Source organism: Deinococcus planocerae (genome assembly GCF_002869765.1).
Classification (GTDB): domain Bacteria; phylum Deinococcota; class Deinococci; order Deinococcales; family Deinococcaceae; genus Deinococcus; species Deinococcus planocerae.
Genome location: NZ_PNOR01000011.1, coordinates 97311 through 118562, shown reverse-complemented (window position 1 = coordinate 118562; position 21252 = coordinate 97311). Strand labels below are relative to the sequence as shown.

Annotated in this window: 23 protein-coding genes and 1 pseudogene; 8 read left to right on the top strand and 16 right to left on the bottom strand. The window is 71.2% G+C overall.

Annotated features, from left to right (window positions below):
* The 3 genes and pseudogenes from A7B18_RS08475 to A7B18_RS08470 form a co-directional block, all read left to right on the top strand.
* Positions 1 to 126, top strand: a pseudogene (locus A7B18_RS08475) (IS701 family transposase); the annotation flags it as partial.
* A 1-nt stretch (position 127) separates the two neighbouring features.
* On the top strand, positions 128 to 289 hold the full coding sequence (locus A7B18_RS21915) for a hypothetical protein (protein ID WP_180970073.1): 162 nt from the start codon (positions 128 to 130) through the stop codon (positions 287 to 289).
* A gap of 85 nt (positions 290 to 374) precedes the next feature.
* Entirely contained in the window at positions 375 to 602 is a 228-nt protein-coding gene (locus A7B18_RS08470) for a hypothetical protein (RefSeq protein WP_102126244.1), read from the top strand.
* Positions 603 to 623: 21 nt separating this feature from the next.
* Here A7B18_RS08470 and A7B18_RS08465 read toward each other — a convergent pair whose 3' ends face one another.
* The gene (locus A7B18_RS08465) at positions 624 to 1787 is read right to left on the bottom strand and encodes a glutathionylspermidine synthase family protein (protein WP_102126243.1); all 1164 of its coding nucleotides are present in this window, start codon (positions 1785 to 1787) and stop codon (positions 624 to 626) included.
* Positions 1787 to 2179, bottom strand: coding sequence for a hypothetical protein (locus A7B18_RS08460; RefSeq protein ID WP_102126242.1), 393 nt, complete (start codon positions 2177 to 2179; stop codon positions 1787 to 1789). The genes A7B18_RS08465 and A7B18_RS08460 overlap by 1 nt, the downstream gene beginning before the upstream one ends.
* A gap of 160 nt (positions 2180 to 2339) precedes the next feature.
* On the opposite strand from A7B18_RS08460, the gene A7B18_RS08455 reads away from it, so the two are divergent.
* Positions 2340 to 3602 (top strand): aspartate aminotransferase family protein, encoded by a 1263-nt coding sequence (locus A7B18_RS08455; protein WP_102126241.1) that lies wholly within the window; start codon positions 2340 to 2342, stop codon positions 3600 to 3602.
* 71 nt (positions 3603 to 3673) lie between these two features.
* Here the strand turns inward: A7B18_RS08455 and A7B18_RS08450 are convergent, their stop codons facing one another.
* The 10 genes from A7B18_RS08450 to A7B18_RS08405 all read right to left on the bottom strand — a co-directional run bounded on the left by A7B18_RS08450 (position 3674) and on the right by A7B18_RS08405 (position 13054).
* Entirely contained in the window at positions 3674 to 4636 is a 963-nt protein-coding gene (locus tag A7B18_RS08450) for an alpha/beta fold hydrolase (RefSeq protein WP_219722104.1), read from the bottom strand.
* A 111-nt stretch (positions 4637 to 4747) separates the two neighbouring features.
* Positions 4748 to 5491, bottom strand: coding sequence for an ABC transporter ATP-binding protein (locus tag A7B18_RS08445; RefSeq protein ID WP_102126239.1), 744 nt, complete (start codon positions 5489 to 5491; stop codon positions 4748 to 4750).
* Positions 5488 to 6318, bottom strand: coding sequence for an ABC transporter permease (locus tag A7B18_RS08440; protein WP_102126238.1), 831 nt, complete (start codon positions 6316 to 6318; stop codon positions 5488 to 5490). The genes A7B18_RS08445 and A7B18_RS08440 overlap by 4 nt, the downstream gene beginning before the upstream one ends.
* 4 nt (positions 6319 to 6322) lie before the next feature.
* The gene (locus A7B18_RS08435; RefSeq protein ID WP_102126237.1) at positions 6323 to 7288 is read right to left on the bottom strand and encodes an aliphatic sulfonate ABC transporter substrate-binding protein; all 966 of its coding nucleotides are present in this window, start codon (positions 7286 to 7288) and stop codon (positions 6323 to 6325) included.
* A gap of 77 nt (positions 7289 to 7365) precedes the next feature.
* Positions 7366 to 8538, bottom strand: a complete 1173-nt coding sequence (gene sat, locus A7B18_RS08430) for a sulfate adenylyltransferase (RefSeq protein ID WP_102126236.1) — start codon at positions 8536 to 8538, stop codon at positions 7366 to 7368.
* Positions 8539 to 8602: 64 nt separating this feature from the next.
* Positions 8603 to 9382: a phosphoadenylyl-sulfate reductase gene (locus A7B18_RS08425; protein WP_102126235.1), complete on the bottom strand. Its 780-nt coding sequence runs from the start codon at positions 9380 to 9382 to the stop codon at positions 8603 to 8605.
* Positions 9379 to 9891, bottom strand: a complete 513-nt coding sequence (gene cysC, locus A7B18_RS08420; RefSeq protein WP_102126258.1) for an adenylyl-sulfate kinase — start codon at positions 9889 to 9891, stop codon at positions 9379 to 9381. Before cysC ends, A7B18_RS08425 begins: the two co-directional genes overlap by 4 nt.
* A 32-nt stretch (positions 9892 to 9923) precedes the next feature.
* Complete coding sequence (locus tag A7B18_RS08415; RefSeq protein ID WP_102126234.1) at positions 9924 to 11483, bottom strand: nitrite/sulfite reductase; 1560 nt, start codon at positions 11481 to 11483, stop codon at positions 9924 to 9926.
* Positions 11484 to 11645: 162 nt separating this feature from the next.
* Positions 11646 to 12113: an Rrf2 family transcriptional regulator gene (locus tag A7B18_RS08410; RefSeq protein ID WP_102126233.1), complete on the bottom strand. Its 468-nt coding sequence runs from the start codon at positions 12111 to 12113 to the stop codon at positions 11646 to 11648.
* Positions 12114 to 12199: 86 nt separating this feature from the next.
* Positions 12200 to 13054 carry a DUF1028 domain-containing protein gene (locus A7B18_RS08405; RefSeq protein ID WP_102126232.1) on the bottom strand — a complete coding sequence of 285 codons (855 nt, stop codon included), beginning with the start codon at positions 13052 to 13054 and terminating at the stop codon, positions 12200 to 12202.
* Positions 13055 to 13095: 41 nt separating this feature from the next.
* Between A7B18_RS08405 and A7B18_RS08400 the strand changes: the two genes are divergently transcribed.
* On the top strand, positions 13096 to 13821 hold the full coding sequence (locus A7B18_RS08400) for a 3-keto-5-aminohexanoate cleavage protein (protein ID WP_102126231.1): 726 nt from the start codon (positions 13096 to 13098) through the stop codon (positions 13819 to 13821).
* Positions 13818 to 14618 (top strand): orotidine-5'-phosphate decarboxylase, encoded by an 801-nt coding sequence (gene pyrF / locus A7B18_RS08395; RefSeq protein WP_102126230.1) that lies wholly within the window; start codon positions 13818 to 13820, stop codon positions 14616 to 14618. Before A7B18_RS08400 ends, pyrF begins: the two co-directional genes overlap by 4 nt.
* Position 14619: 1 nt before the next feature.
* Here pyrF and A7B18_RS08390 read toward each other — a convergent pair whose 3' ends face one another.
* The 3 genes from A7B18_RS08390 to A7B18_RS08380 form a co-directional block, all read right to left on the bottom strand.
* Complete coding sequence (locus A7B18_RS08390) at positions 14620 to 15855, bottom strand: VanW family protein (RefSeq protein ID WP_245872796.1); 1236 nt, start codon at positions 15853 to 15855, stop codon at positions 14620 to 14622.
* A gap of 93 nt (positions 15856 to 15948) precedes the next feature.
* Positions 15949 to 16440: a fasciclin domain-containing protein gene (locus tag A7B18_RS08385; RefSeq protein ID WP_180970072.1), complete on the bottom strand. Its 492-nt coding sequence runs from the start codon at positions 16438 to 16440 to the stop codon at positions 15949 to 15951.
* A gap of 432 nt (positions 16441 to 16872) precedes the next feature.
* Positions 16873 to 18156, bottom strand: a complete 1284-nt coding sequence (locus tag A7B18_RS08380; protein ID WP_102126228.1) for a replication-associated recombination protein A — start codon at positions 18154 to 18156, stop codon at positions 16873 to 16875.
* 158 nt (positions 18157 to 18314) lie between these two features.
* Between A7B18_RS08380 and A7B18_RS08375 the strand changes: the two genes are divergently transcribed.
* Both A7B18_RS08375 and A7B18_RS08370 read left to right on the top strand, forming a co-directional pair.
* Positions 18315 to 19502, top strand: coding sequence for a hypothetical protein (locus tag A7B18_RS08375; protein WP_102126227.1), 1188 nt, complete (start codon positions 18315 to 18317; stop codon positions 19500 to 19502).
* A 4-nt stretch (positions 19503 to 19506) separates the two neighbouring features.
* The gene (locus A7B18_RS08370) at positions 19507 to 19776 is read left to right on the top strand and encodes a hypothetical protein (protein WP_102126226.1); all 270 of its coding nucleotides are present in this window, start codon (positions 19507 to 19509) and stop codon (positions 19774 to 19776) included.
* 4 nt (positions 19777 to 19780) lie between these two features.
* Here the strand turns inward: A7B18_RS08370 and A7B18_RS08365 are convergent, their stop codons facing one another.
* Positions 19781 to 21211, bottom strand: a complete 1431-nt coding sequence (locus A7B18_RS08365; protein ID WP_102126225.1) for a phytoene desaturase family protein — start codon at positions 21209 to 21211, stop codon at positions 19781 to 19783.
* Positions 21212 to 21252 lie beyond the last annotated feature (41 nt).

Below are 21252 nucleotides of genomic sequence, written 5' to 3'. Positions count from 1 at the left end.
GAAGTCGCCGCCCGGGTGGCCCTGCCCCTGCTGGTCATTCAACGACTCGCTGCACAGGTCTGTCGAGAGGAAGAATTCCTGCGCCAGCACGGGTATTCACTCACCTTATCCAGATGCAAGACCTAAGATGAAGGAAGCCGCTGCCAAGGAAAAAGGGGTGCAGTACCGCTCCAGCTTCAACGACAAGGACCTCTACCGCGCCACCGTGACCACGCCCAAGGGCTCGATGTTCGTGATGATGTACCTGAACGGCGGCAAGACGTTCGTGTACAGGTGCGACCTGAAGTAATCTACCCACGCCGATGAAGCTTTTCCGGGAGATTCCGTGCCCTTCTCTCGCCCAGCTCTCCCCGCTTTGAGGTCGAATACGGGCTATGACCGACAAGCGAGAAAAGGGGCGGGACGAACAGGCCGAGACGCCGCAGGACGGGGAAACCATGACCCGCCACGGCAAGTGGACCCCCGAGGTGTCGAAAGCCGCCGAGCGCGAGTTGCGCGAGCTGGCGCGGGAGTCGCCCGAGGAGGGGCTGGAGTCCGCGACGGAGAGCGTGGACAAGTCCGGCCTCGGCCTCCCGAAGGAACGGCACGGGGGAGACCACTGATCCACTCACCGGGGCTCCCCGTCACCCCGGCAGGACGACGTGCGGCACGAAGGTGGCCCGGTTGTCCGTCACCCGTGTGCGCCCCTCCCGGATGCCCAGCCCGCACACCTCGTTCCCGGCGACCCACACGCCCAGGACCGGGTAGCGTGGGCCGTCCGAAGCCTCGAAGGTGGGCAGCTCCACGTACGCCTGCTCGATGCTCGGGAGGTCGCCGTACGCGCCGGGGGTGGCGGGCTCGCCGGGCAGGGTGACGTTCTGCCCCTCGCGTGAGTAGAGGGGCTTGCGGACCACGTTGGGGCCGAGCGCACCGGGCGTCAGCGTCGCCGGAAGCACCAACCCGCTGTCCGGATAACGCTCGTGGAGGAGGGCGAGCAGGCCCTTGCTCCCCGTCACGGTCTTCCACAGCGGCTCGATGAAGCGGGTCCCCGTCGTCGCCAGAAAGGCCGCGTCCCGCGACTCCCACGCGTACTCGAAGGGCCACAGCCACATCAGGTGACGGATGGGCAGGGACCACGCGTCGAGCAGGTAAGCCTCGTTCGGGCTCGTGCCGATCTCGTCCGCCGCGAGGAAGGACCCGCTCACCCCCGCCGCCAGGGCGAGGTCGCGCAGGTAGGTGACGGTGGCGATGTCCTCGACCTCGCGGGCCGCGCTGAAGTGCGCCTGCGAGAGGCCCCGCTCCCGCGCGAGGTACGCCCACTGCTCGCCCAGCCCCTCGTGGATGGTGTTCCACTGGGTCGTCCCGGCAGGCAGCTCGCCCGCCCCCAGCCGGTCTTCGAGCCAGTGCCACTGGCTGACCGCCGCCTCGATCAGCGAGGTGGGCGTCTGCGCATTCACCTCCAGCAGCCGGGCGTGCCCCCGCCCGTCGTAGGCGAGGTCGAGGCGCAGGTAGACGGTCGGGTCGTCGCGGTCCCAGGACTCCCGCACTGCCCCGTGCAGGAAGGCGGGAATGCCGAGTTCGCCCAGCCTCCCCGACTCGATAGCGGCCCCCGTCGTCTCCAGCACCATGTCGGTGAGGTCCTGGGCGTCGCGTTCCAACCTCTCGACCTGCGCGGGGGTGAAGGCGTAGCAGGCGTCCTCGCCCCAGTAGGGGACGGGGTGGGTGGGCGTGGGGGCGTACCACGTGAAGCCCGCCTCCTGAAGCCGGGCCTCCCAGGCTGGCCGCGCGGGGAAGGTGAGACGCCGCATCAGCCGCCGTACCCTCCCGACGAGGATGAACTCGCGCGGCTGGTGCTCGTGAACCCGCCCCGGCTCACCGGCGCCTTGAAGCTGCCGTAGGTGCCCTTCTTGCTGTCGTAGGTCAGGCCGGTGGAGGCCAGGCCTCCGGACGGGGTGTATCCCACGTAGCGGGTCGTGCTGCTCCCGAAGTACATGTAGGGGCCGTAGTACGAGCGCCCCGACTTCTGGCAGGGATTTTGCATTCCGCGCTCGATATACACCCGGTTCTCGGCGAGGCAGCGCTGGTAGGACGAATAACTCGTGCGCTTGTAGCGGTCGAGGTCGAGGTCGTCGTCCCCTCCGCAGGCGGCGAGCAGGGCGGGCAGCGTGGCGAGCAGCGGCAGGTGAAAGGTCTTGCGCATGTCCTTTCCTACGTGAGAAGGCGCCCGGATGTTCCCCCTCCGCAGTCGTCCTCCCCCTTTCGGGTGGGGTCGGCGCGGCCACCCGTGACCCGTCCGGCTGGACACGCGCCCTTTTCTCCCGGCTCCCACCCCCTAGACTGGGCTGTAACAGGAGGTCGACGTGACCGCACAGGGTGAAACGAAGAACGCGAGCAAGTGGCTCCAGGCCGAGTTGCAATACGACTCCGGGGTCTACAACAAGCATCAGGTCGTCATGGTGCGCGGGCAGGGCGCCACCGTCTGGGACGAGCAGGGCCGCTCGTACATCGACTGCGTGGCGGGGTACGGGGTGGCGAACATCGGCCACAGCCACCCCGACGTGGTGCGGGCGATCAAGGAGCAGGCCGAGCGCCTGATCGTGATGCCCCAGACGCTTCCCAACGACAAGCGCGCCGAATTCCTGAGTGAACTCGTGAGCGTGCTGCCGCAGGGCCTGGAGCGCGTGTTCCTGTGCAACTCCGGCACCGAGGCGATGGAGGCGGCCAAGAAGTTCGCCATCACCGCGACGGGCCGCTCGAAGTTCGTGAGCATGAGGCGCGGCTTCTCGGGCCGGACGCTGGGCGCCCTCGCCTTCACCTGGGAGCCCAAGTACCGCGAGCCCTTCGGCGACGCGGTGGACAACCGGAACGTCGAGTTCATCACCTACGGGAGCGTCGAGGAGCTGCGTGCGGCGGTGACGGGTGAGACCGCCGCCGTCATCCTCGAACCCGTGCAGGGCGAGGGCGGGGTGCGTCCGGCTTCCCCCGAATTTCTTCAGGAGGCCCGGCGCCTCACCCGCGAGAAGGGGGCCCTCCTGATCCTCGACGAGATCCAGACCGGCTTTTGCCGCACCGGCAAGATGTTCGCCTCCGAGCACTCGGGCGTGGTCCCCGACGGCATGACGCTGGCGAAGGCGATGGCGGGTGGCGTGCCGGTCGGGGCCTTCGCCATGACGGCGGAGGTCGCCGACCGGATGCCCAAGGGCGGCCACGGCACGACCTTCGGCGGCAACCCGCTGGCGATGGCCGCCGGGGTCGCCGCCCTGCGCGCGATGAAGCGGGAAGGCATGGCCGAGCAGGCGCGCGAGAAGGGGGCGTACTTCATGGAGAGGCTGCGCGCCATCCGCTCCCCCAAAATCCGCGAGGTGCGCGGCCTGGGGCTGATGATCGGCGTGGAACTCAAGGAGAAGAGCGCGCCCTACATCTCGGCCCTCGAACACGAGGAGGGCGTGCTGACCCTCCAGGCCACACCCCTCGTCGTGCGCTTTCTGCCGCCCGTGACGATCACCAAGGAGCAGATCGATACGGTGGTCGCCGCCTTCGAGCGGGTGCTCGGCGGCGTCAACCCGCGCGAGGGGCGTCAGGCCGAACTCGCGGGGGTGGGCGAGGAAAAGCAGACGGAATAGGAGAAGGTCGGCGGGCGGCGGGCCGGGGAAGGTGTCTCTCGGCCCGCCGCTCCCGCTTCCTGGGTGCCGGGTCAGCCGCCCTCGATAGCCTGGGTGATGACCTCGGGGGCCTCCCAGTTCAGGATGTGGCCGCAGCCCGGCACGCCCACGAAGCGGGCGCCGGGGATGTCGCGCGCCAGGGTCTCGGAGTGGTGCCGGGGGGTGGTGTCGTCGGCGTCGCCGCAGATCACGGTGCAGGGCAGGCTGATCTCGGAGAGCCGGGGGTAGTCGTTCTCCCGTTGCAGGGCGCGCAGGATGGGGATCAGCCGCCCGTGGTCCTGCGCCACGAACACCCGGCGCAGCGCCTCGACCCCCGAGGCGAAGCGCACCCGCCCGAACTGCGCCCCCATGAAGAGCCAGCCGTAGGTGCGCGTGCGGCACAGCGCGGGCATGACCCCCGAGGCGATCAGCGGAATGTGCAGGCGGGGCTGCGGGGCCCCCCGCGTCACGTCGCCCGCGAAGCTCGCCACGATTATGGCCCGCGCCAGCCGTGCCCGGGTCACCCCGGGGTGGTCGAGCAGGCACCGGACGGACACGAAGCCGCCCATCGAGTGCCCGATCAACGTGCCGCCCCGCACGTCGAAGTGGTCGAGCACCGCGGCGAGGTCGGCGGCCATCGCCCGCGAGGAGACGCCCCCCGCGCCCACCGTGGAGCGCCCGTGCCCACGCCCGTCGAAGGCGATCAGGCGGTAGCGCCCGCGCAGCCGCCGCCAGATCACGTTCCACTCGACCAGCGTGGCCCCGTACCCGTGCACGAACACCAGGGTCGGCCCCTCCTCGCCGTCGACCAGCGCCCGCAGCCGGGTCCCGTCGGGCCGTTCGACGGTGACCTCCCGGCCCTCCGGCTCGCGCAGCAGCTCGCCCAGGGTGTAGGGGTCCGGCGTGGCCTCGATTCGCGCCACGTGGCGCCGCGCCGCCCGGTGAACGCCGCCCGCCAGCGCGCCCAGCCCCACCACGACCGCCGCCCGCCCACCCCTGCCTCGTCGCTGCCGCACCGGCCCACTGTAGGGCACGTCACGGGGTTCCCGGACGCACGGGCCGCTTTCCTCTCGACACGTCACCCGCACCTCTGTGTCGGTCGGGGTGAGGCGGACGCCGGGCCAGTGCTAGCCTTCGAGCATCTCCCGCAGCCGCCCCACGCTCAGTTCCCGCGCCGGGGCGTCCAGCGCCACCTCGCCGCCGCGCAGCGCCACCACCCGCTGCCCGAGGGCCAGCGCCTCTTCGAGGTTGTGCGTCACGAAGACGACGGTGACCTTCCTCGCCCACCAGATGCCCAGCAACTCGTCGGCGAGGACCGTGCGGGTGCGGTCGTCGAGGGCGCTGAAGGGCTCGTCGAGGAGCAGCAGGCTCGGCTGCACGGCGAGCGCCCGGGCCAGACTGACCCGCTGGCGCTGCCCGCCGGAGAGCTGGTGGACGCGGCGGGGGCCGTACCCCTCCAGTCCCACGAGGCGCAGCGTCTCCTGGACCCGGGCGGCCCGCCCCGAGCGGGGAAAGCGCCGCCGCTCCAGCCCGAAGGCGACGTTGCCCGCGACCGTCCGCCAGGGGAAGAGGGCCGGTTCCTGCTGCACCAGGGCCAGGCGTGGGTCGGGTCCGGTGACCGGCGTGTCGCCCAGCCGAATCTCGCCCGCCTGGGGCCGCAGGAAGCCCGCCAGCAGCGAGAGCAGGGTGCTCTTGCCGCTCCCCGACGGGCCGACCACGCACAGAAACTCGCCGGGCGCCACGTGCAGGGTCACCGGGCCGAGGCCGGGCCGTCCGCGCCCGTAGCGGTAGGTCACCCCGTCCAGGGTCAGGCTGACCCCCTGGGTGGGGGCGCTGGCCGTCGCGGCGGGGGGGGTCATCGTGGCGGTCATTGTTGCACCTCCAGCCCGTAGTCGCGGCGCACCCGGGTTTCGAGCACGCGCAGCAGGGCGTCGAACACCCCGCCGATCACGCCGATGGTCAGGATCGTGGCGATCACGAGCGCGATGTTCGCCGTGTTGCGCCCGATCTCCAGTTGCGCGCCCAGGCTCGCACTCGCGCTGACGAGCAGCTCCGCCCCCACGAGCGCCCGCCACGCGAAGCTCCACGCGGTCCTCAGCCCCGTCAGGATGCTGGGCACCGCGCTCGGCAGCAGCACGCCCGTCGTGAGGTCCAGCCCGCGCGCTCCCAGCGTTCGCCCCGCGATCCGCAGCGCCGGGGGCACGTTCATCAGCGCGCCCGAGACGGCGAGCGCCACCGGGATGAAGCCCTCCAGAATGACCACGAACAGCACCGCCCGCTCGTTGAGCCCGAAAAAAAGGATGGCGAAGGGCACGAAGGCGATGCTCGGCACGCTCTGGATGCCGGTGAGGTACGCGCCGAGGGTGTCGCGCAGGGGTCGCCACGCCCCCATCAGCAGCCCGACCACGCCGCCGAGCACGACGGCGCTCGCGTAGCCGACCAGCACCCGCCGCAGGCTGTTGCCGATCCCCGCGAGCAGCTTGCCGTCCTGCGGCCCGCTGCCCCACAGCCCGTAGCTGATCTCGGTCCACACGGCGCGCGGGCTGGGGAAGACGTAAGGGGGGTAGAGCCTCAGCACGTCGGTCACAAACCACCACAGGGCGAGAAGCAACACCAGCCCGAGGAGTTGCCAGCCGAGCATCCGCCAGCGCGACGGGCGGCGCAGGGGGGTCCGGGTGTCGAGGGAAGTCGTCGTCATGGCCTCACCGCTTCAACCCCGGGTTGAGGAAGGGGGCGAGGTCCACCGTGCCCCGGGCGTACCCGGCCTCCACGTTCAGGGCCGCGTACTCGCCCAGGGCCGCCGGGTCGAGGTTGGTCGTGAAGCGGGTGCGGTTCATGGCCCGCTGGAGGACGCGCAGGTCGAGCTTCTGCCCGGTCAGCGCCTCCAGCTCCTTGTTGACGGAAGCGGCGGCGGCGGCGGGCTTACCCGTCAGGAAGGCGACCGCCTCCCCGTGCGCCTTCAGGAAGGCCGCGACGAGGGCCGGGTTGGCCTGGGCGAACTTCGTATTGACGATAACAATCGTGGTGGGGTACGCGCCCCCGCGCCACACCGTCTTCTCGCTGCCGACGAGCAGGTGCCCGCGCGCCTCCAGCGCCGCGCCCCAGGGTTCGGGCACCAGCGTGGCGTCCACCCGGTTTGCCGCAAAGGCGGCCAGCACGTCGGCGGGCGCCACCGGGGTCACGGTCACGTTGCCGCCGTCCGTCTGCGCCTTCAGGCCCTGTTCCTTGAGGATGTGCCGCAGGCTGATGTCTTGCGTGTTGCCCAGGCTGGGCACCGCCACCCGCTTCCCGGCGAGGTCCTTGTACGTCTTGATCCCGCTGTCCTTGCGCGCGATCAGGACCGCGCCCGCCTCGCTCGCCCCCGCGATGATCTGGAGGGGCATCCCCCGCGCCGCCGCGTTGATCGCCGGACCCGGGCCCACGTAGGCGATGTCGATCTGCCCCGCCGCAAAGGCTTCGGTCAGGGTCGTTCCGGAGACGAATTCCTTGGGCTCCAGCTTCACCTTCCCGAGCGCCTTCTGGAAGGTGCCGCGCTCCAGCCCCACCAGGGCAGGCGCGTGCGTCAGGTTGGGGAAAAAGCCGAGCCGCACGGAGGTCGCGCCCTGGGCGGCGGCGGTCGGCGTGAGGAGGGCGAGGGTCAGGGCCAACAGCGTCGGTCTTGGGGTCATGGTCCCTCCTGTGAGGATGATGTTCGGAGTGAACACGCCCCCGGTGAGGGGCGCGCGCCGGTTCGATGAGGGGCAGCCTACGCCTGCCTCGTGTACGCCTCCCGCAGCACCTCGGCCACCTCGGGGCGGGTGAACTCGGGGGGCAACTTCTCGCCCGCGCGCAGCTTTTCGCGTACCCTGGTCCCGCTCAGCACGAGGTGATGCTCGCTGCCGTGGGGGCAGGTGCGCGGGCTGACGAGCTGGCCGCACGTCTTGCAGTAGAAGGTGTGCTCGAACTTGAGAATCTGAATGCCGAGTTCCTCGCGGGTGAAGTTCCCGAAGATCTCCTGCGCGTCGTAGGTCCCGTAGTAGCTCCCCACCCCCGCGTGGTCGCGCCCCACGATGAAGTGCGTCACCCCGTAGTTGCGGCGCGAGAGGGCGTGCAAGATCGCCTCGCGCGGCCCGGCGTAGCGCATGGCGGCGGGGTACACGCTCAGCAGCGTCCGTGCCTGCGGGTAGTAGCGGTCGAGCAGCACCTCGTACGCCTGCACGCGGGTGGAGGCGGGCACGTCGTCCCCCTTGGTCGTGCCCACGAGCGGGTGCAGCAGCAGCCCGTCCACGAGTTCCAGCGTGACCTTGTGCAGGTACTCGTGGGCCCGGTGGATCGGGTTGCGCGTCTGGAAGGCCACCGACGTGCGCCAGCCGCGCGCCTCGATCACCTCGCGCACCTCGGCGGGCGTGCGGTGGTGGAGGGGAAAGGCGCCGCGCGGCACCTCAAAGAGGGTCACGGGTCCGCTCAAGTTCACGTCCCCCTGGGCGTACAGCGCCGCCACGCCGGGGTGCGCTGGGTCTTCCGTGCGGTACACCTCCCGCGCCTCGAAGCTCTTGCGCGACTCGTACCGCTCCTCCACGTCGAGCAATCCGACCGCCTCGCCGCCACGGGTGAGCACCACGCGGCCCGTGTACTCCTCCGCCTCCTCCCGGCTCACCGGCAGGGTGATCGGGATGCTCCAGGGAGTGCCGTCCGTCAGCCGCATGTGCTCGATCACGCTCAGGTAGTCGGCCTCGCCCAGAAAGCCCGTCAGCGGCGAGTACGCGCCCGTCGCCAGCATCTCCAGGTCGGCGTACGAACGGTCGGAGAGTTCCAGCCGAGGCAGGCCCGCCAGCTCGGCAGGGTCGAAGTCGTGCCCGGCCCGCCGCACGCGATGGACGAGGGTGCCGCCGAGAGGCGCAGGCAGAAGGATGGGGGAGGGGTTGGGAAGCGTCGTCATGCTTGGGCCTTTCAAACGATCAGTGGATGAAGTTGGTCAACTTTTGGGCAGAGAAGAGTGGGTCCTAGAGCTTGCTCTCGCCGACCCACAGCCCGCACTCGGTCTTGCCCTTGCCCGCCCAGCGTCCGGCACGGGCGTCCTCGCCGGGGCGCACGGCCCGGGTACAGGTCCAGCAGCCGACGCTGAGGAAGCCGTCGAAGTACAGCGGATTGACGGGGAGGCAGTGCTCGCTCGCGTACGCCTCCAGCCGTTCACGCGTCCAGTGGGCGAGGGGGTTGACCTTCACACGCGCCCCGCCGGTTTCGACAAAGGGGATGTCGGCGCGGGTGGCGGCCTGGTCGCGGCTGCGGGCGTTGAGGAGGGCTGAAGGAGCCTTCTCCCGCAGGTATGTCTGGAGGGGTGCGACCTTCCGCACCGCGCAGCACCCGTCGGGATCACTTGTATACAGGTCGGGTGGCGTCTGCCCGTCCTCCGGGTCCGCGCCCTCGTTCAGCGTCACGAACGTCATCTCGGGGTAGCGGGCGGCCAGTCGGTCACGCGTTTGCAGCGTCTCGGGGAAGTGGTAGCCCGTGTCCACGAACACGACCTCACCCCGGTAGCCCGCCCGCGCCGCGAGGTCGAGCAGCACGACGCCGTTGAGGTTGAAGGCACTCGGCATCAGCAGGTCGGGGTGGACCGAGAGCGCCCAGCGGATCACGTCGAGCGGGTCAGTGTCGGGCGTGAAGCCGAGGGCGGTGGGGTCCGCGTGTCCGGCAGCCTCACGGGGAGCGCGCGGCTCGGTCGTCAGCGGCACGCCCCCCTGCTCGGGAGTCCGCACCTCGGGCCGGTCGTTCAGCGCCGTCATGCCCCGTACCCCAGGTGCCGCAGAAGTTGGCTCAGCCCTTCCTCCACGCTGATGCGGTCGGTCCGCAGGTGGAGGTCGGGTGCCTCGGGAGCCTCGTAGGGGTCGGACACGCCCGTGAAGTGCGGGATTTCCCCGGCGAGCGCCCTGAGGTACAGGCCCTTCACGTCGCGCTCGGTGACGACCGCCAGCGGGGCGTCCACGAAGACCTCCGTAGGGTTAGGCAGGGTGGACAGCACCTCGCGCCGGGTGTCCGCGTAGGGGCTGATCGCGCTCACGAGCACGGTGACCCCATGCTTGGCGAGCAGCCCCGCCACGAAGGCGATGCGGCGGACGTTCGTGTCGCGGTCCTGCTTGGAAAAGCCCAGCCCCTTGCTCAGGTTCTCGCGCACGGCGTCGCCGTCGAGGAGTTCGACTGGAACGCCGCGCGAGACGAGTTCGGCGTACAGGGCCGAGGCCAGCGTACTCTTGCCCGCGCCCGACAGACCCGTGAACCACACCACCCGGCCCATGCCGACCTCGGGACGGTTCAGGGTGGTGGCCGTCACGCGGTCACGACCTCACGGTCCGGCCTGAGGATGGCGTCGGGGGCGAATCGCTCGTGTCCAACCCGGTCGGCGTACTCCACGAAGCTCTCGCCGGGGAGCTTGCCCGCCCGGAAGTCGCTGAGCACCGCCTCCGTGTACTCATTCAGCCGCACGGCGGGCACGATGCCCTTGAGTTTGTCGCCCGTGCGCTGCGCCTGCCCGATGCTGCCCGCGAGGTGGACGTTGTAGACCTCTTCCTCCCCGCGCAGCGCGCCCATAAAGCCGAGGTCGGCCACCTGGTAGCGCGTGCAGGCGTTCGAGCAGCCCGTCAGGTTGATCGTGAAGGGCACGTCGAGGTCGGCGAACTTCGCCTCGATATGGTCCACGAGGTTCGCGGTCCGCGCCTTCGTCTCGGTCAAGGCCAGGCGGCAGAACTGGGTGCCCGTGCAGGCGATGGTCGTGCCGCGCAGGGTGGTCTTCGGCGCGAGGTCGATGGCCTCCAGCTCGGCGGTCAGCGCCGCGATGTCCTCGCTGCGGACGTGCGGAATCATCATGTTCTGGAAGGCGGTGGTGCGCAGCACGCCCTTGCCGTAGCGGTCGGCGAGGTCGGCCAGCCGACGGGCCTTGTAGGGATCGATGCGGCCCACGGTGGTCGCCACGACGACGTAGTTCAGGCCGTCGGCTTGCGGGTTGACGCCCAGCACGTCGTTGCCGCCGAAGCGGGCGACGGGCGCAGCGGGGCCGTCCGTGAGCTTGCGGCCCAGATATTCCGTCTCCACGATCTCGCGGAACTTCTCCACGCCGATGTCCTTGATCAGGAACTTCAGACGGCTCTTCTTGCGGTTGACCCGGTAGCCGTGGTCGCGGTAGGCCCCGGCGATGGCCCGCCCGACCTCCACCACTTCCTCGGGCTTGATGAACGCCCCCAGCCGCTTGGCGAGGTGCGCCACCGCGCCCAGGCCGCCGCCCACCCATACGTCGAAGCCGACCTCGCCGTTCACCCGGTGCGCCAGGAAGCCCACGTCGTTGATCATGTGGATGCCTTCGAGCTCGGGGGTGGCGGTCAGACTCATCTTGAACTTGCGCGGCAGGTCCTGGAAGTCGTCGCTGCCGGTCAGCGTGCCCTCCATCGCGTGGGCGATGGGCCGCACGTCGATTGCTTCGCGGGCGTCGAGCCCGGCGAGCGGCGAGGCGATCACGGCGCGCACCGTGTCGCCGCAGGCTCCCCGGGGATGCAGCCCCAGCGGCTCCAGGCGGTCGAAAATCTCGGGAATCTTGTCGATGGTCAGCCAGTGAAACTGGAAGGCCTGACGGTCGGTCACGTCCAGAAAGCCTCGCCCGTACTCCTCGGCGATGTTGGCGACCTCGCGCAGGGTGGCCGTGGCGAACTCGGCGCTGGGCACGCGCACGCGCATCATCAGGAAGCCGTCCTCCTGGGGCCGCTGCGGGTACACGCCCGCCCACTTCAGCAGGTCGATCCGCTCGGGGTCGATAAAGCCCTGCTGCGCGTACTGCGGGATCAGGTCGAAAATCTGGAAGGGCGGGACTTCTTTTTTGAGAGCTTCGATGTCGCTCATGGGATCTCCGGGTGGGGGGAAACGAGAGGTCAGGGTCGGAGCGAGGGTGAACAACGTCGGACGCCGGGCTCCAGCAAACTCATGCCCCCCAGGATACCCGAAAGATGACAACTTCGATCAACTTGTCTCGACCGAGGAGACAGACGAGGTGTTGAGCCGCGCTTAAGCGTTCGGCTTGAGCAGGTGCCCCAGGCAGTGCCCGTAGCTCACACCCTGCCGCGCGTCCACCACGAGGTCCTGCACGCTGAATTCTTGAAGCACGGCGAGCATCGCGTCGCGCATCCGCTTGTAGACCGTGGCGCGGGCGTGGCAGCGGTCTTCTTCGACGCACGGCTCGTGCCAGTTGAGGCTGATGCACGAGAGGGGCGCCACCGGGCCGTCGATGGCGCGCACGATCTCGCACAGGCTGATCAGGTGGGGCTTGCGGGCCAGCGCGTAGCCGCCGCCGATGCCCTTTTTGCTCTTGACGATGCCCTTGGCCGTGAGCGCCGCCAGAATCCGCACGAGGTAGGGGCGGTGGACCCCGGTCGCGTCGCTGATCTCCTCGCTGGCGACCCAGCGCGCCGGGTCCTGCATCCCCAGGAAGCCCAGCGCCTGGAAGGCGTACACGTCGGTGGCCGAAAGCCGCATGAGGGAAAGTCTAACGTCCGAAGCTGATCGGTGGTTGTGCCCCCGGGTGACTGGCGACCCACCCGGGATGGGGCTCCAGCCTCGCCTTACTCCCCGAAGCGTTCGCGCAGGTAGTTCAGCGCCACCGGGTCAAATCTTCCCCCCGGCACCCAGCGTTCCTCCAGGTTCTCGGTGCCGAAAAGAGCCCAGGCGGCGGCCTCGGTGTCGGCGTCCCACGCGCCGCCGGGGAGGGAACCCGCGTAGTCCTGGCGAATCAGCAGCGCCCGCAGCCAGCGCCGCCCGTCCTCGTCGAGTTCGACCGTTGTTTCGGGCCGCCCGAAGAGGAGGTCGGAGATGCCGAGCAACCTCTCCAACTCCGCGCAGGGATCGGGGTGATCGTCGGCGCGCAGGTTCACCCAGTCGTCGGTGAGGCCGCCGTAGCCGCGTCCCGGCCCGACGCACAGCAGGGCCGCCGATTGCCTGCCCCTGCGGTCCCCGCCCGCCGCGTCCCCGGCCCGCAGCGCCCCGAGGAGTCGGCGGGGAAGAGGTTGCCCGGCGCCCGCCTCCCAGGCTGAAACCATCGCGTCCACGACCTCCGGCCCGGTCAGGATGTTGCCCTGGATCGCCACGTCCGGCCCGGTGAAGCCGCCCGCCCAGGCGTGACACCCCGCGCCGCTGTAGGTGACGCTCCGCCCGTCGGCCCCCACGATCCCGAACTGCCGTTGATGGATGGTGGCGTCCTCGGCCTGGAACTGCGCGGACACCTCCTCCGGGCTCAGCCCCTCGGCGAGCAGGCGCAGCCCGTCCGGCCCGAAGTTGGGATTCACGTAGCTCTGGGTCGCCACCGCGCCCACCCCCGAGCGCGCGAAGGGGACGAGGGCGCCCACCGCCAGGAACTTGCTCGCCACCGCCACGCCGAGGTCTCCGGTGGCGGGGTCGCGGCCCACGATGGAAAAGGTCATGGGGCGAGGGTAACAGGCGCGGGCCCCGGTACGCTGGTCCCATGCTCCTGAAAGCCTGCCTGAACGGGGGCCGCCCCGTGGGAAGCCACTCGGCCCTGCCCGTCACCCCGTCCGAACTTGCACAGGCGGCAAGGGGGGCGGTGGCAGCGGGCGCCGGGGCCCTCCATCTGCACCCTCGCGACGAGGGGGGCCGCGAGTCGCTGGAGGCGGAGGTCGTGGCCGCCGCGCTGAACGCCGTGCGTGCCGCCTGCCCCGGCGTCCCGGTCGGCATCTCCAGCGGCTTCTGGATTCTGCCGGACGTGGAGGGGCAACTCACCGCCGCCCGTGCCTGGACCGTGCGCCCCGATTTCGTCTCGGTGAACTGGCACGAGCCGCACGCCGTTCCCTTTGCGGAGACGCTGTTGGAGGTGGGCGTGGGGGTGGAAGCCGGGCTCTGGACGGTGGAGGCGGCGCGGTCCTTCCTGGGCTGGCCGTCGCGTGACCGGGCGCTGCGAATCCTCGTCGAGGTGATGGACCGGGAGCCGCGGGAGGCGCTGACGGAGGCCGCCGCCATCCTCGCCCTGCTCGACGAGGCCGGGGTCACGCCGCCCCGCCTCCTGCACGGCGCGGGGGTGAGTGCGTGGCCTCTCCTGCACGAGGCCGCCCGCCGGCGACTGGACACCCGCATCGGCCTGGAAGACACCCTCACCCTGCCGGACAGCTCGCCCGCCGCCGACAATGCCGACCTCGTGAGGGCCGCGCGGCGCGTGTTAGCCTCGCCCCGATGACTTTTGCCGCCGCCGTCACCGAGCGCACCCGCCACCTGAAGACCCGGCTGTGCGTGGGCCTCGATCCCCGGCTGAAGGCGTACCGGGACGTGGACCACCTGCGGGCGCACACGCTCGACGTGCTGGAGGTGACGGCCCCCCTCGCCGCCTGTGTCAAGCCGCAGCTCGCCTTCTTCGAGGCGCTGGGCCTGCGCGGCTTCGCGCTGCTGGAGGAGGTCTGCGCGGCGGCCCGGCTCCTCGGCCTGCCCGTGATCCTCGACGGCAAGCGCGGGGACATCGGCTCGACGGCGGAAGCCTACGCGCAGGGGTGGCTGGGCGGGCCACACGCGGGGGACGCGCTGACGGTCAACCCCTTCCTGGGGTTCGGGACGCTGACCCCGTTCGTGGAGGCCGGACGCAGAAACGGCGGCGCGGTCTTCGTCCTCGTGAAGACGAGCAACCCCGACCAGGCAGACCTCCAGGGGCACGGCGTCAGCGAGCGCGTGGCCGCCGAGGTCGCCCGCCTGGGGGCCGAGGAGGATGGCGAGTACGCGGGTGTGGGGGCGGTGGTCGGCGCGACCCATCCCCGCGACCTCGCCGCCTTCCGCGCGCTGATGCCCCGCGCCCTGCTGCTGCTCCCCGGCCTGGGAGCGCAAGGGGCCGCAGCCGCCGACCTCGCCCCCGCCTTCCACCCTGGGGGGACGGGGGCGCTGGCGAGCGCGAGCCGGGCCGTTCAGTATGCGGACGGGCTGGACGTGGCGGCGAGCCGGGAGGCGGCGCGGCGGCTGCGCGACGAACTGAACGCGGCGCTGGGCTGACCTACCGCAACCGGTCGTCCCCCGGGTGGACGGCGAAGACGCCGCCCCACGGACGGTAACGGCTGAGCAGGCGGTCGGTCCGGACCTCGCCGCCCTTCATCTGCACGCGGCGGACGAGTTCCACCCGCATCCCGGAGGCGGGCATGTCCACCCGCCGCGTCTCGCCGGGCGCGAGGCCGGGATCGGCCAGGAAGGTAGGCGGAAGGGCCGGCCTGCGGTCGCTGACGCGGGGCTCCGAAACCTGGACCTGCCGGTCGGAGGGCCCGCCGAAGAGGTCCACGCGCAGGGTCTCTCTCTCCAGGTCCCAGGACACCTGCATCAGCAGCGGCCCGCCCGTGTCGTTGCGAAAGCGCAGGTTCTTGCTCGGCGCGTACACGGTCGCCTCGAAGCCCACCGGGTCGTAGTAGGCGACCTGATGGGAGTGGGCGTGCCGCTCGACGATGGGCAGCCCCGCCAGGTACGCGGCGCGGAAGACGGTGGTGCTGACCTGGCAGATGCCGCCCCCGTCCTCCAGCGCGAGGGTGCCGCCCGCAATGACGTAGCCCGGCACGAAGCCGCGCGCCCGGTTGATCGCGCCCGTTCGGGCGTTGAAGTCGTAGACGGCGCCCGGCTCCACCCACCCCCCGTGCAGCCTGCCCCCCCCGACGCGGATGTTGTGGACCCGGAAGTCCGGGCTGCCCGCGAAGCTCGACTCGCCCGCCGCGAGATGGGCGACCACCCCCCGTTCCCGCAGCGTCCGCACGCTCCGCGCGGGCGGGGTGAGACCGACCTCGACCTGTGCGGTGCGCCGCCCCTCCTGCAAGGCGTCCAGCACCGCCCGCTCCGCCCGGTCCCGCCGCACCGTCCACCCGGTCTGCCCCTGGGCGGTCCACACGCCGCCCACCCGGCGGAACACCGCGTCGCGCGGCTTCCGGGCGTCGATCCTGGCGTACACGGCCTCCAGCGCGGACTTCAGAGGGGCCACCGACCCCTGCTCCCGCACCTGCCGCACCTGCTCCGGGGTCAGGGTCAGGACGTACCTCCTCTGGAGGAGGGGCCGTTCGACCCTCCCGCCTCGCAAGACGGGCTCGGGGGCGCTGACCTGGAGGGTGAGCGGCAGGGGAGGGGCCGGGCGCGGTGGTCGGCTCGTCCCCGGGGCGAGGCCCGCCGACCCCACGGCGCCGCTCACCCCGCCGAGCAGCGCGAGCCGCAGCGCGAGTCCGAGCGGGGACATGCCCCGGCGGGCGGTTCTGGTCACGGGTGGGGCCTCCTTGCTGTTCATCCTCCGCCTCCAGCACTCGGGGGGAAACAGGCGGGCTCTCCCTGCTTCCCCCCGCGGCCCGCCCTCGCCTCAGCTCGGCGGCAGCAGCACCGTGTCGATCACGTGGATCACGCCGTTGCTCGCGGGCACGTCGGCCCGGGTCACGGTCGCGTCGTTGATCCGCACCGTGCCGCCGCTCGCGCTGACGGTCAGCGTGCCGCCCTGCGCGGTCGTCGCGCTGCTCAGCCCGGCCACCTGCGCGGAGGTCACCCGCCCCGGCACCACGTGATAGAGGAGCACGGCCCGCAGTTGCGCGGGGTTGTTCAGCAGGGCCTGAAGCTGGTCGGCGGGTACCTTGGCAAAGGCCGCGTTCGTCGGCGCGAAGACCGTGAACGGCCCGGGTCCCGCCAAGGTCTGGGTCAGCCCCGCCGCCTGCACCGCCGAGAGCAGCGTGCTGAAGTTGGGATCGTTCGACACCACCGCCGCGATGGTGTTTCCGGTCGGCACATTGGCGCCGCCGCCCGCTGTGGCGGGTCCCGCAAGAAGAAGGACGGCGCTCATTGCCAAGAGACGCGTTCTCATAGGTTCCTCCCCGAACACGAGAGAAGGGGGTCGCCGTCATGAAGACCCACGCCTTCATTTCCGAGAACGGCCCGTCAGACACCCGAGTTTTGCCCCTCTTTCGTTGTCGATCAGCGTAAGAAGAAAGGTGACGACAATGGGTATCTGTCCGTACAGTTGTGCTTGAGCGGAAAACCTGCGTCTTTTCATGGACATCATGGGTGAGCGATGAGCCAAATGGTCGGAAGCTCAGCCACCGTCGAGCCCGAGGTCGCCGGAGTTCTCCACGGGAAGAGGGGAAACCTCGAAGGGTTGGCGCCGGAGGAGAACAGTGACGCTGATCTCGTCCTCAGCGAGCTGACACAACCGCACTTCGCCCGTGATGGTCGCGTCCTCGATGGGGGCGTCCTTCCCGGAGCTGGGCGAGCGCGTCCTCGGCGGTCAACACGCGCCTCACGCCCCGTCCTCCCCCGCCCCGTGCGCCTCCCGCAGCTTGCGCCACCGCTCGGCCACCCGCGCCTCCCAGCCCTCGCCCGTCGGTTCGTAGAGGTCGAGGCGCACGCCCTCGGGGAGGTAATTCTGGCGGAAGCTGCCCTCCGGGTCGTCGAAGTAGTAGGCGTAGCCGGTGCCGTACCCCTGCTGCCTCATCAGGGCCGTCGGCGCGTTGCGCAGGTGCAGCGGCACGGGCAGCGTCTCGCCCTCCCGCACGGCGTCCAGGGCCTTTTTCCAGGCCACGTACACGCTGTTGCTCTTGGGGGCCAGGGCGAGGTACACGACCGCCTGCGCGAGGGCGAGGTCTCCCTCCGGGCTGCCCAGGAATTCCGCCGTGTCGCGGGCGGCGACGGCCAGCCGCAGGGCCTGCGGGTCGGCGAGCCCGATGTCCTCGGCGGCCATGCGGACGACGCGGCGGGCGACGTACATCGTGTCGGCCCCGCCCTCGATCATCCGGGCGAGCCAGTACAGAGCGGCGTCCACGTGGTTGCCCCGCACGCTCTTGTGCAGCGCCGAGATCAGGTTGTAGAAGTCCTCGCCGTTCTTGTCCATCGCCGGGAGGTGGCGCCCGAACGCTTCCCGCGCCGCCTCCTCGTTCACCGGGTCGGCGAGGGTGGAGGCGACCTCCAGCGTGCTCAGCGCCCGCCGCGCGTCCCCGTCGGCGAGCCGGGCGATCAGGTCGAGGGCCCCTTCCTCCGCCGTGACCCCCGGCAGCCCGCGCGGGTCGCTCAGCGCCCGCCCCAGCAGGCCGCGCAGGTCGTCTTGCGTCAGGGCTTCGAGCACCAGCGTCCGCGCCCGGGAGCGCAGGGCCGGGTTGACCTCGAAGCTCGGGTTCTCGGTCGTCGCGCCGATCAATGTCAGCAGGCCGGACTCGACGTGGGGGAGGAGGGCGTCTTGTTGCGCCTTGTTGAAGCGGTGGATCTCGTCGAGAAAGAGGATGGTGCGTTGGCCCCGCCCCCGCAGCCGCTCGGCCTCCGAGACCGCCTCGCGCACGTCCTTCACGCCCGCCGTCACCGCCGAGAGGGGGATGAAGTGCGCGCCGACCTCACCCGCGACGAGGCGCGCGAGCGTCGTCTTGCCCACGCCGGGCGGCCCCCAGAGGATCAGCGAGCCCAGCCGCCCGGAGTCCAGCACCCGGGTGAGCGGCTTGCCCGGCCCGAGCAGGTGCGTCTGCCCCACCACTTCCGCCACGGAGCGCGGGCGCAGGCGTTCGGCCAGGGGAGCGGGCGGGTCGAAGAGGGTCACGGGGGGAGGATAGCGGGCAGGTATGGGGAAGACCCCTCGGTGGTCCTCGTGCCGGAACTGTTCAAGGCGGCAGGGTCCGAGTTGTCGCCCGCACTCCCGGATGGACCGTTTCGGCACATCGAGTTCGGCGGCGAATGAAGACCCCTTATCCTCCCCCTATGGACATCGCCGAACGCTACCTCCGCCTCGCCCACGCCATCGACGCGCACCGGGAGGGCTTCGTGGACGGGTACGGCGGTCCGCAGGAATGGGCCGACCGCACCCCGCGCGACCCCGCCGATCTCCGCGCCGAGGCCCAGGCCCTGCTTGACGGGGTGGCGAGCGTGGAGGACGACGCGCGCCGCACCTTCCTGACCGTACAGGCGCGGGCGATGGACACGATGACCCGGCTGATCGCGGGCGAAGAGCTGCCCTACGCGGACGAGGTACGCGGCCTGTACGACATCGAACCCGTGCGGGCGGATGTGGCGGCCCTGGAGCGGGCTCTCGCGGAGCTCGACGCGGCCCTGCCCGGCTCGGGCTCCCTGATCGAGCGAGAGGAGGCGTTGCGCGCCCGGGTCGTGGTTCCCAAGGACGACATCCTGCGGGTGGCCGAGCCCATCCTCGCGCACCTCCGGGAACGGACGCGGGAACGCTTCGGGCTGCCGGAGGGCGAGAACTTCACCATCGGGCTCGTTCAGGACAAGCCGTGGTCGGGGTACAACTGGCCGCTGGGGAACCTGAGAAGCCGCATCGACCTCAACACCGACCTCCCCGTGTTGCTGCCGAGTCTGCCCGACCTCCTCGCCCACGAGGGCTACCCCGGCCACCACACCGAGCACGCGACGAAGGAGGCGCGGCTCGTGCGGGAACGCGGCTGGCTGGAGCACTCCATCCAACTCCTGAACGCCCCCGAGTGCGTGGTCAGCGAGGGCGTCGCCACGAACGCCCGCCGCGCCCTGATGACGCGTGAGGAATTGGAGGCGTGGCTGACAGGCGAACTGGCGGGGGTGGCGGGCCTCGACCCCGGGGACGTGGCCGCCTTCCTGGCCGCGAGTCGGGCGCGCCGGGACCTCAAGGGTGTCAGCGCCACCGCCGCCCTGATGCTGCACGGGGACGGGGCGCCCGAGGCCGAGGTCCTCGACTTCCTGCGGCGCTACGGCCCGGCGAACGAGCAGAGGGCCCGCCAGAGCCTGCGCTTCATCTCGCAGCCCACCTTCCGGGCGTACATCTTCACGTACAGCGTGGGCGGCGACCTCGTGGAGGGGGTGCTGGAGCGAGGGGGCACGCCGGGCTTCGCGCGACTGCTGGGGGAACCCGTGACGCCGGGCCAGCTTCGGGAGGGCACGCCAGACGCGGCACAATGACGGAATGGACCTTCAGGCGCAGATCGCACACGCGGGCTTCCCGGAGGGGGCCTTGGTTCACGTCGTCGGCGAGGGACCGGGGCGCGTCTTCCGGGTCACTGGGCTGGAGGGACGCGGGTTTGAAATCCTCCTGACCGACGATGCGGTGCAGGTGTACGGCGAGGGGCCGACGGTGGCCCTCGTCCTGGGGCGCCTGCGCGAGCGGGCCGAAGCCGGGTTGCCCCCCGCCCGGTCCCCCGGCGAATACGGGCGTCAGGTCTTCGTGGGGGATTGACGCGCTACAGGCCGAACACGTCCGCGAGGGCCGCCCGCGCCGCCCAGTATCCGGGCATCCCGTGAATTCCGCCGCCGGGGGGCGTGGCGCTGCTGCACAGGTAGACGCCGGGCGCGGGGGTGCGGTAGGGGGTCGGGGTGGGTACGGGCCGGGCGAGCAGCCCCCACAGGTCGCCCCGTCCCCCGTTCACGTCCCCGCCCCGGTAAACCGGGCTGAAGGCCTCCAGTTGACGGGCATTGGTCAGCCTGCGCGCGAGGATCAGGTCTCGGAACCCCGGCGCCGCCCGCTCGATCTGTGCCTCGACCGTCTCCGCGTACGTGTCGGGCGTGCCGGGCGCCGTGTGCGCGTAGGCCCAGAAGGTGTGCCCCCCGGCAGGAGCGCGGGTGGGGTCGAAGAGGGTGTGCTGTGCGGCGAGGATGTATGGAGACTGGGGGGCCACACCCCGCGCCACGCTCGCCTCTGCCCGAACGATGTCCTCCAGCGTGCCGCCGAGATGTACGGTCCCCGCCCGCGCGAGGGTTGGGTCACGCCAGGGCACGGGGCCGCTCAGCGCGTAATCCAGTTTCAGGATTCCCGGACTGTAGCGGTAACGGCGCACCCAGGCGCGGTAGCCGGGCGTCACCCGGTCCCCGAGCAACTTCAGTAACACACTGGGGCTGGAGTCCACCAGAACGGCGCGGGCGGGCGGCACGTCTTGCATGGAGCGCACCTCCACCCCCGTCTCGATCTCACCGCCCAGGAAGCGCAGGTAGGCAGCGAGGGCGTCCGCGAGACTCTGCGCCCCCCCTCGCGGAAAGGGCCACCCGACCGTGTGGGCAAGGGTGCCGAGCAGGAGGGCCGCCGCCCCCGTCCCCGGCGTGGCGAGCGGCAGGTTGACGTGCGCCGCCAGCCCCGCCCAGGCCGCCCGAGCTTCAGGAGTCTGAAAAAGCCGCGCCGTCAGGGTCGAGGGGGGCACGCCCCGCAGCCCGAAGCGGGCGAGCGTGAAGGGGTGCCGGGGCAGGCGGGGGAGGGGCCGAAGCACGTCGTCCAGCAGCCCCTCCCAGTGGGCCACCAGCGGTCCGAACAATGCCCGCCACGCCCTCGCGTCCGGCCCAAAACTCGCCGCCGTCCTCTCCAGGTTGCGCTCTATGACCACGCCCGTCCCGTCCGGCATGACCTGGGCATAGGGGGCGTCCGGCCACACCCACTCCAGCCCGAAGGCGTGTAGCGGCCACTCCCGGAAGGCGGGCGAGGCGTAGCCCAGCGGGTGAATCGCGCTCCCCACGTCGTGAACGAAGCCGGGCAGGGTGAGGGGGGCGCTGCTCAGCCCTCCGCCTGGCCCCGCGTGCCGCTCCAGAAGGCGCACCCGCAGCCCCGCCCGCGCGAGCGTGACCGCCGCCGCCAGCCCGTTCGGCCCGGCCCCCACCACCACCGCGTCCAGCCTTTCCGGCGTCATGGAGGAAGGGTAAGGGAGGAGGTGGGCATCAAAAAGCGGCG

Bases quoted from the DNA above. Each gene is read 5' to 3' on its own strand.
- A7B18_RS21915 (WP_180970073.1), top strand. From the start codon at position 128: ATGAAGGAAGCCGCTGCCAAGGAAAAAGGGGTGCAGTACCGCTCCAGC.
- A7B18_RS08470 (WP_102126244.1), top strand. From the start codon at position 375: ATGACCGACAAGCGAGAAAAGGGGCGGGACGAACAGGCCGAGACGCCG.
- A7B18_RS08465 (WP_102126243.1), bottom strand. From the start codon at position 1,787: ATGCGGCGTCTCACCTTCCCCGCGCGGCCAGCCTGGGAGGCCCGGCTT.
- A7B18_RS08460 (WP_102126242.1), bottom strand. From the start codon at position 2,179: ATGCGCAAGACCTTTCACCTGCCGCTGCTCGCCACGCTGCCCGCCCTG.
- A7B18_RS08445 (WP_102126239.1), bottom strand. From the start codon at position 5,491: ATGACCGCCACGATGACCCCCCCCGCCGCGACGGCCAGCGCCCCCACC.
- A7B18_RS08440 (WP_102126238.1), bottom strand. From the start codon at position 6,318: ATGACGACGACTTCCCTCGACACCCGGACCCCCCTGCGCCGCCCGTCG.
- A7B18_RS08435 (WP_102126237.1), bottom strand. From the start codon at position 7,288: ATGACCCCAAGACCGACGCTGTTGGCCCTGACCCTCGCCCTCCTCACG.
- sat (WP_102126236.1), bottom strand. From the start codon at position 8,538: ATGACGACGCTTCCCAACCCCTCCCCCATCCTTCTGCCTGCGCCTCTC.
- A7B18_RS08425 (WP_102126235.1), bottom strand. From the start codon at position 9,382: ATGACGGCGCTGAACGACCGGCCCGAGGTGCGGACTCCCGAGCAGGGG.
- cysC (WP_102126258.1), bottom strand. From the start codon at position 9,891: ATGGGCCGGGTGGTGTGGTTCACGGGTCTGTCGGGCGCGGGCAAGAGT.
- A7B18_RS08415 (WP_102126234.1), bottom strand. From the start codon at position 11,483: ATGAGCGACATCGAAGCTCTCAAAAAAGAAGTCCCGCCCTTCCAGATT.
- A7B18_RS08410 (WP_102126233.1), bottom strand. From the start codon at position 12,113: ATGCGGCTTTCGGCCACCGACGTGTACGCCTTCCAGGCGCTGGGCTTC.
- A7B18_RS08405 (WP_102126232.1), bottom strand. From the start codon at position 13,054: ATGACCTTTTCCATCGTGGGCCGCGACCCCGCCACCGGAGACCTCGGC.
- A7B18_RS08400 (WP_102126231.1), top strand. From the start codon at position 13,096: ATGCTCCTGAAAGCCTGCCTGAACGGGGGCCGCCCCGTGGGAAGCCAC.
- pyrF (WP_102126230.1), top strand. From the start codon at position 13,818: ATGACTTTTGCCGCCGCCGTCACCGAGCGCACCCGCCACCTGAAGACC.
- A7B18_RS08385 (WP_180970072.1), bottom strand. From the start codon at position 16,440: ATGAGAACGCGTCTCTTGGCAATGAGCGCCGTCCTTCTTCTTGCGGGA.
- A7B18_RS08375 (WP_102126227.1), top strand. From the start codon at position 18,315: ATGGACATCGCCGAACGCTACCTCCGCCTCGCCCACGCCATCGACGCG.
- A7B18_RS08370 (WP_102126226.1), top strand. From the start codon at position 19,507: ATGGACCTTCAGGCGCAGATCGCACACGCGGGCTTCCCGGAGGGGGCC.
- A7B18_RS08365 (WP_102126225.1), bottom strand. From the start codon at position 21,211: ATGACGCCGGAAAGGCTGGACGCGGTGGTGGTGGGGGCCGGGCCGAAC.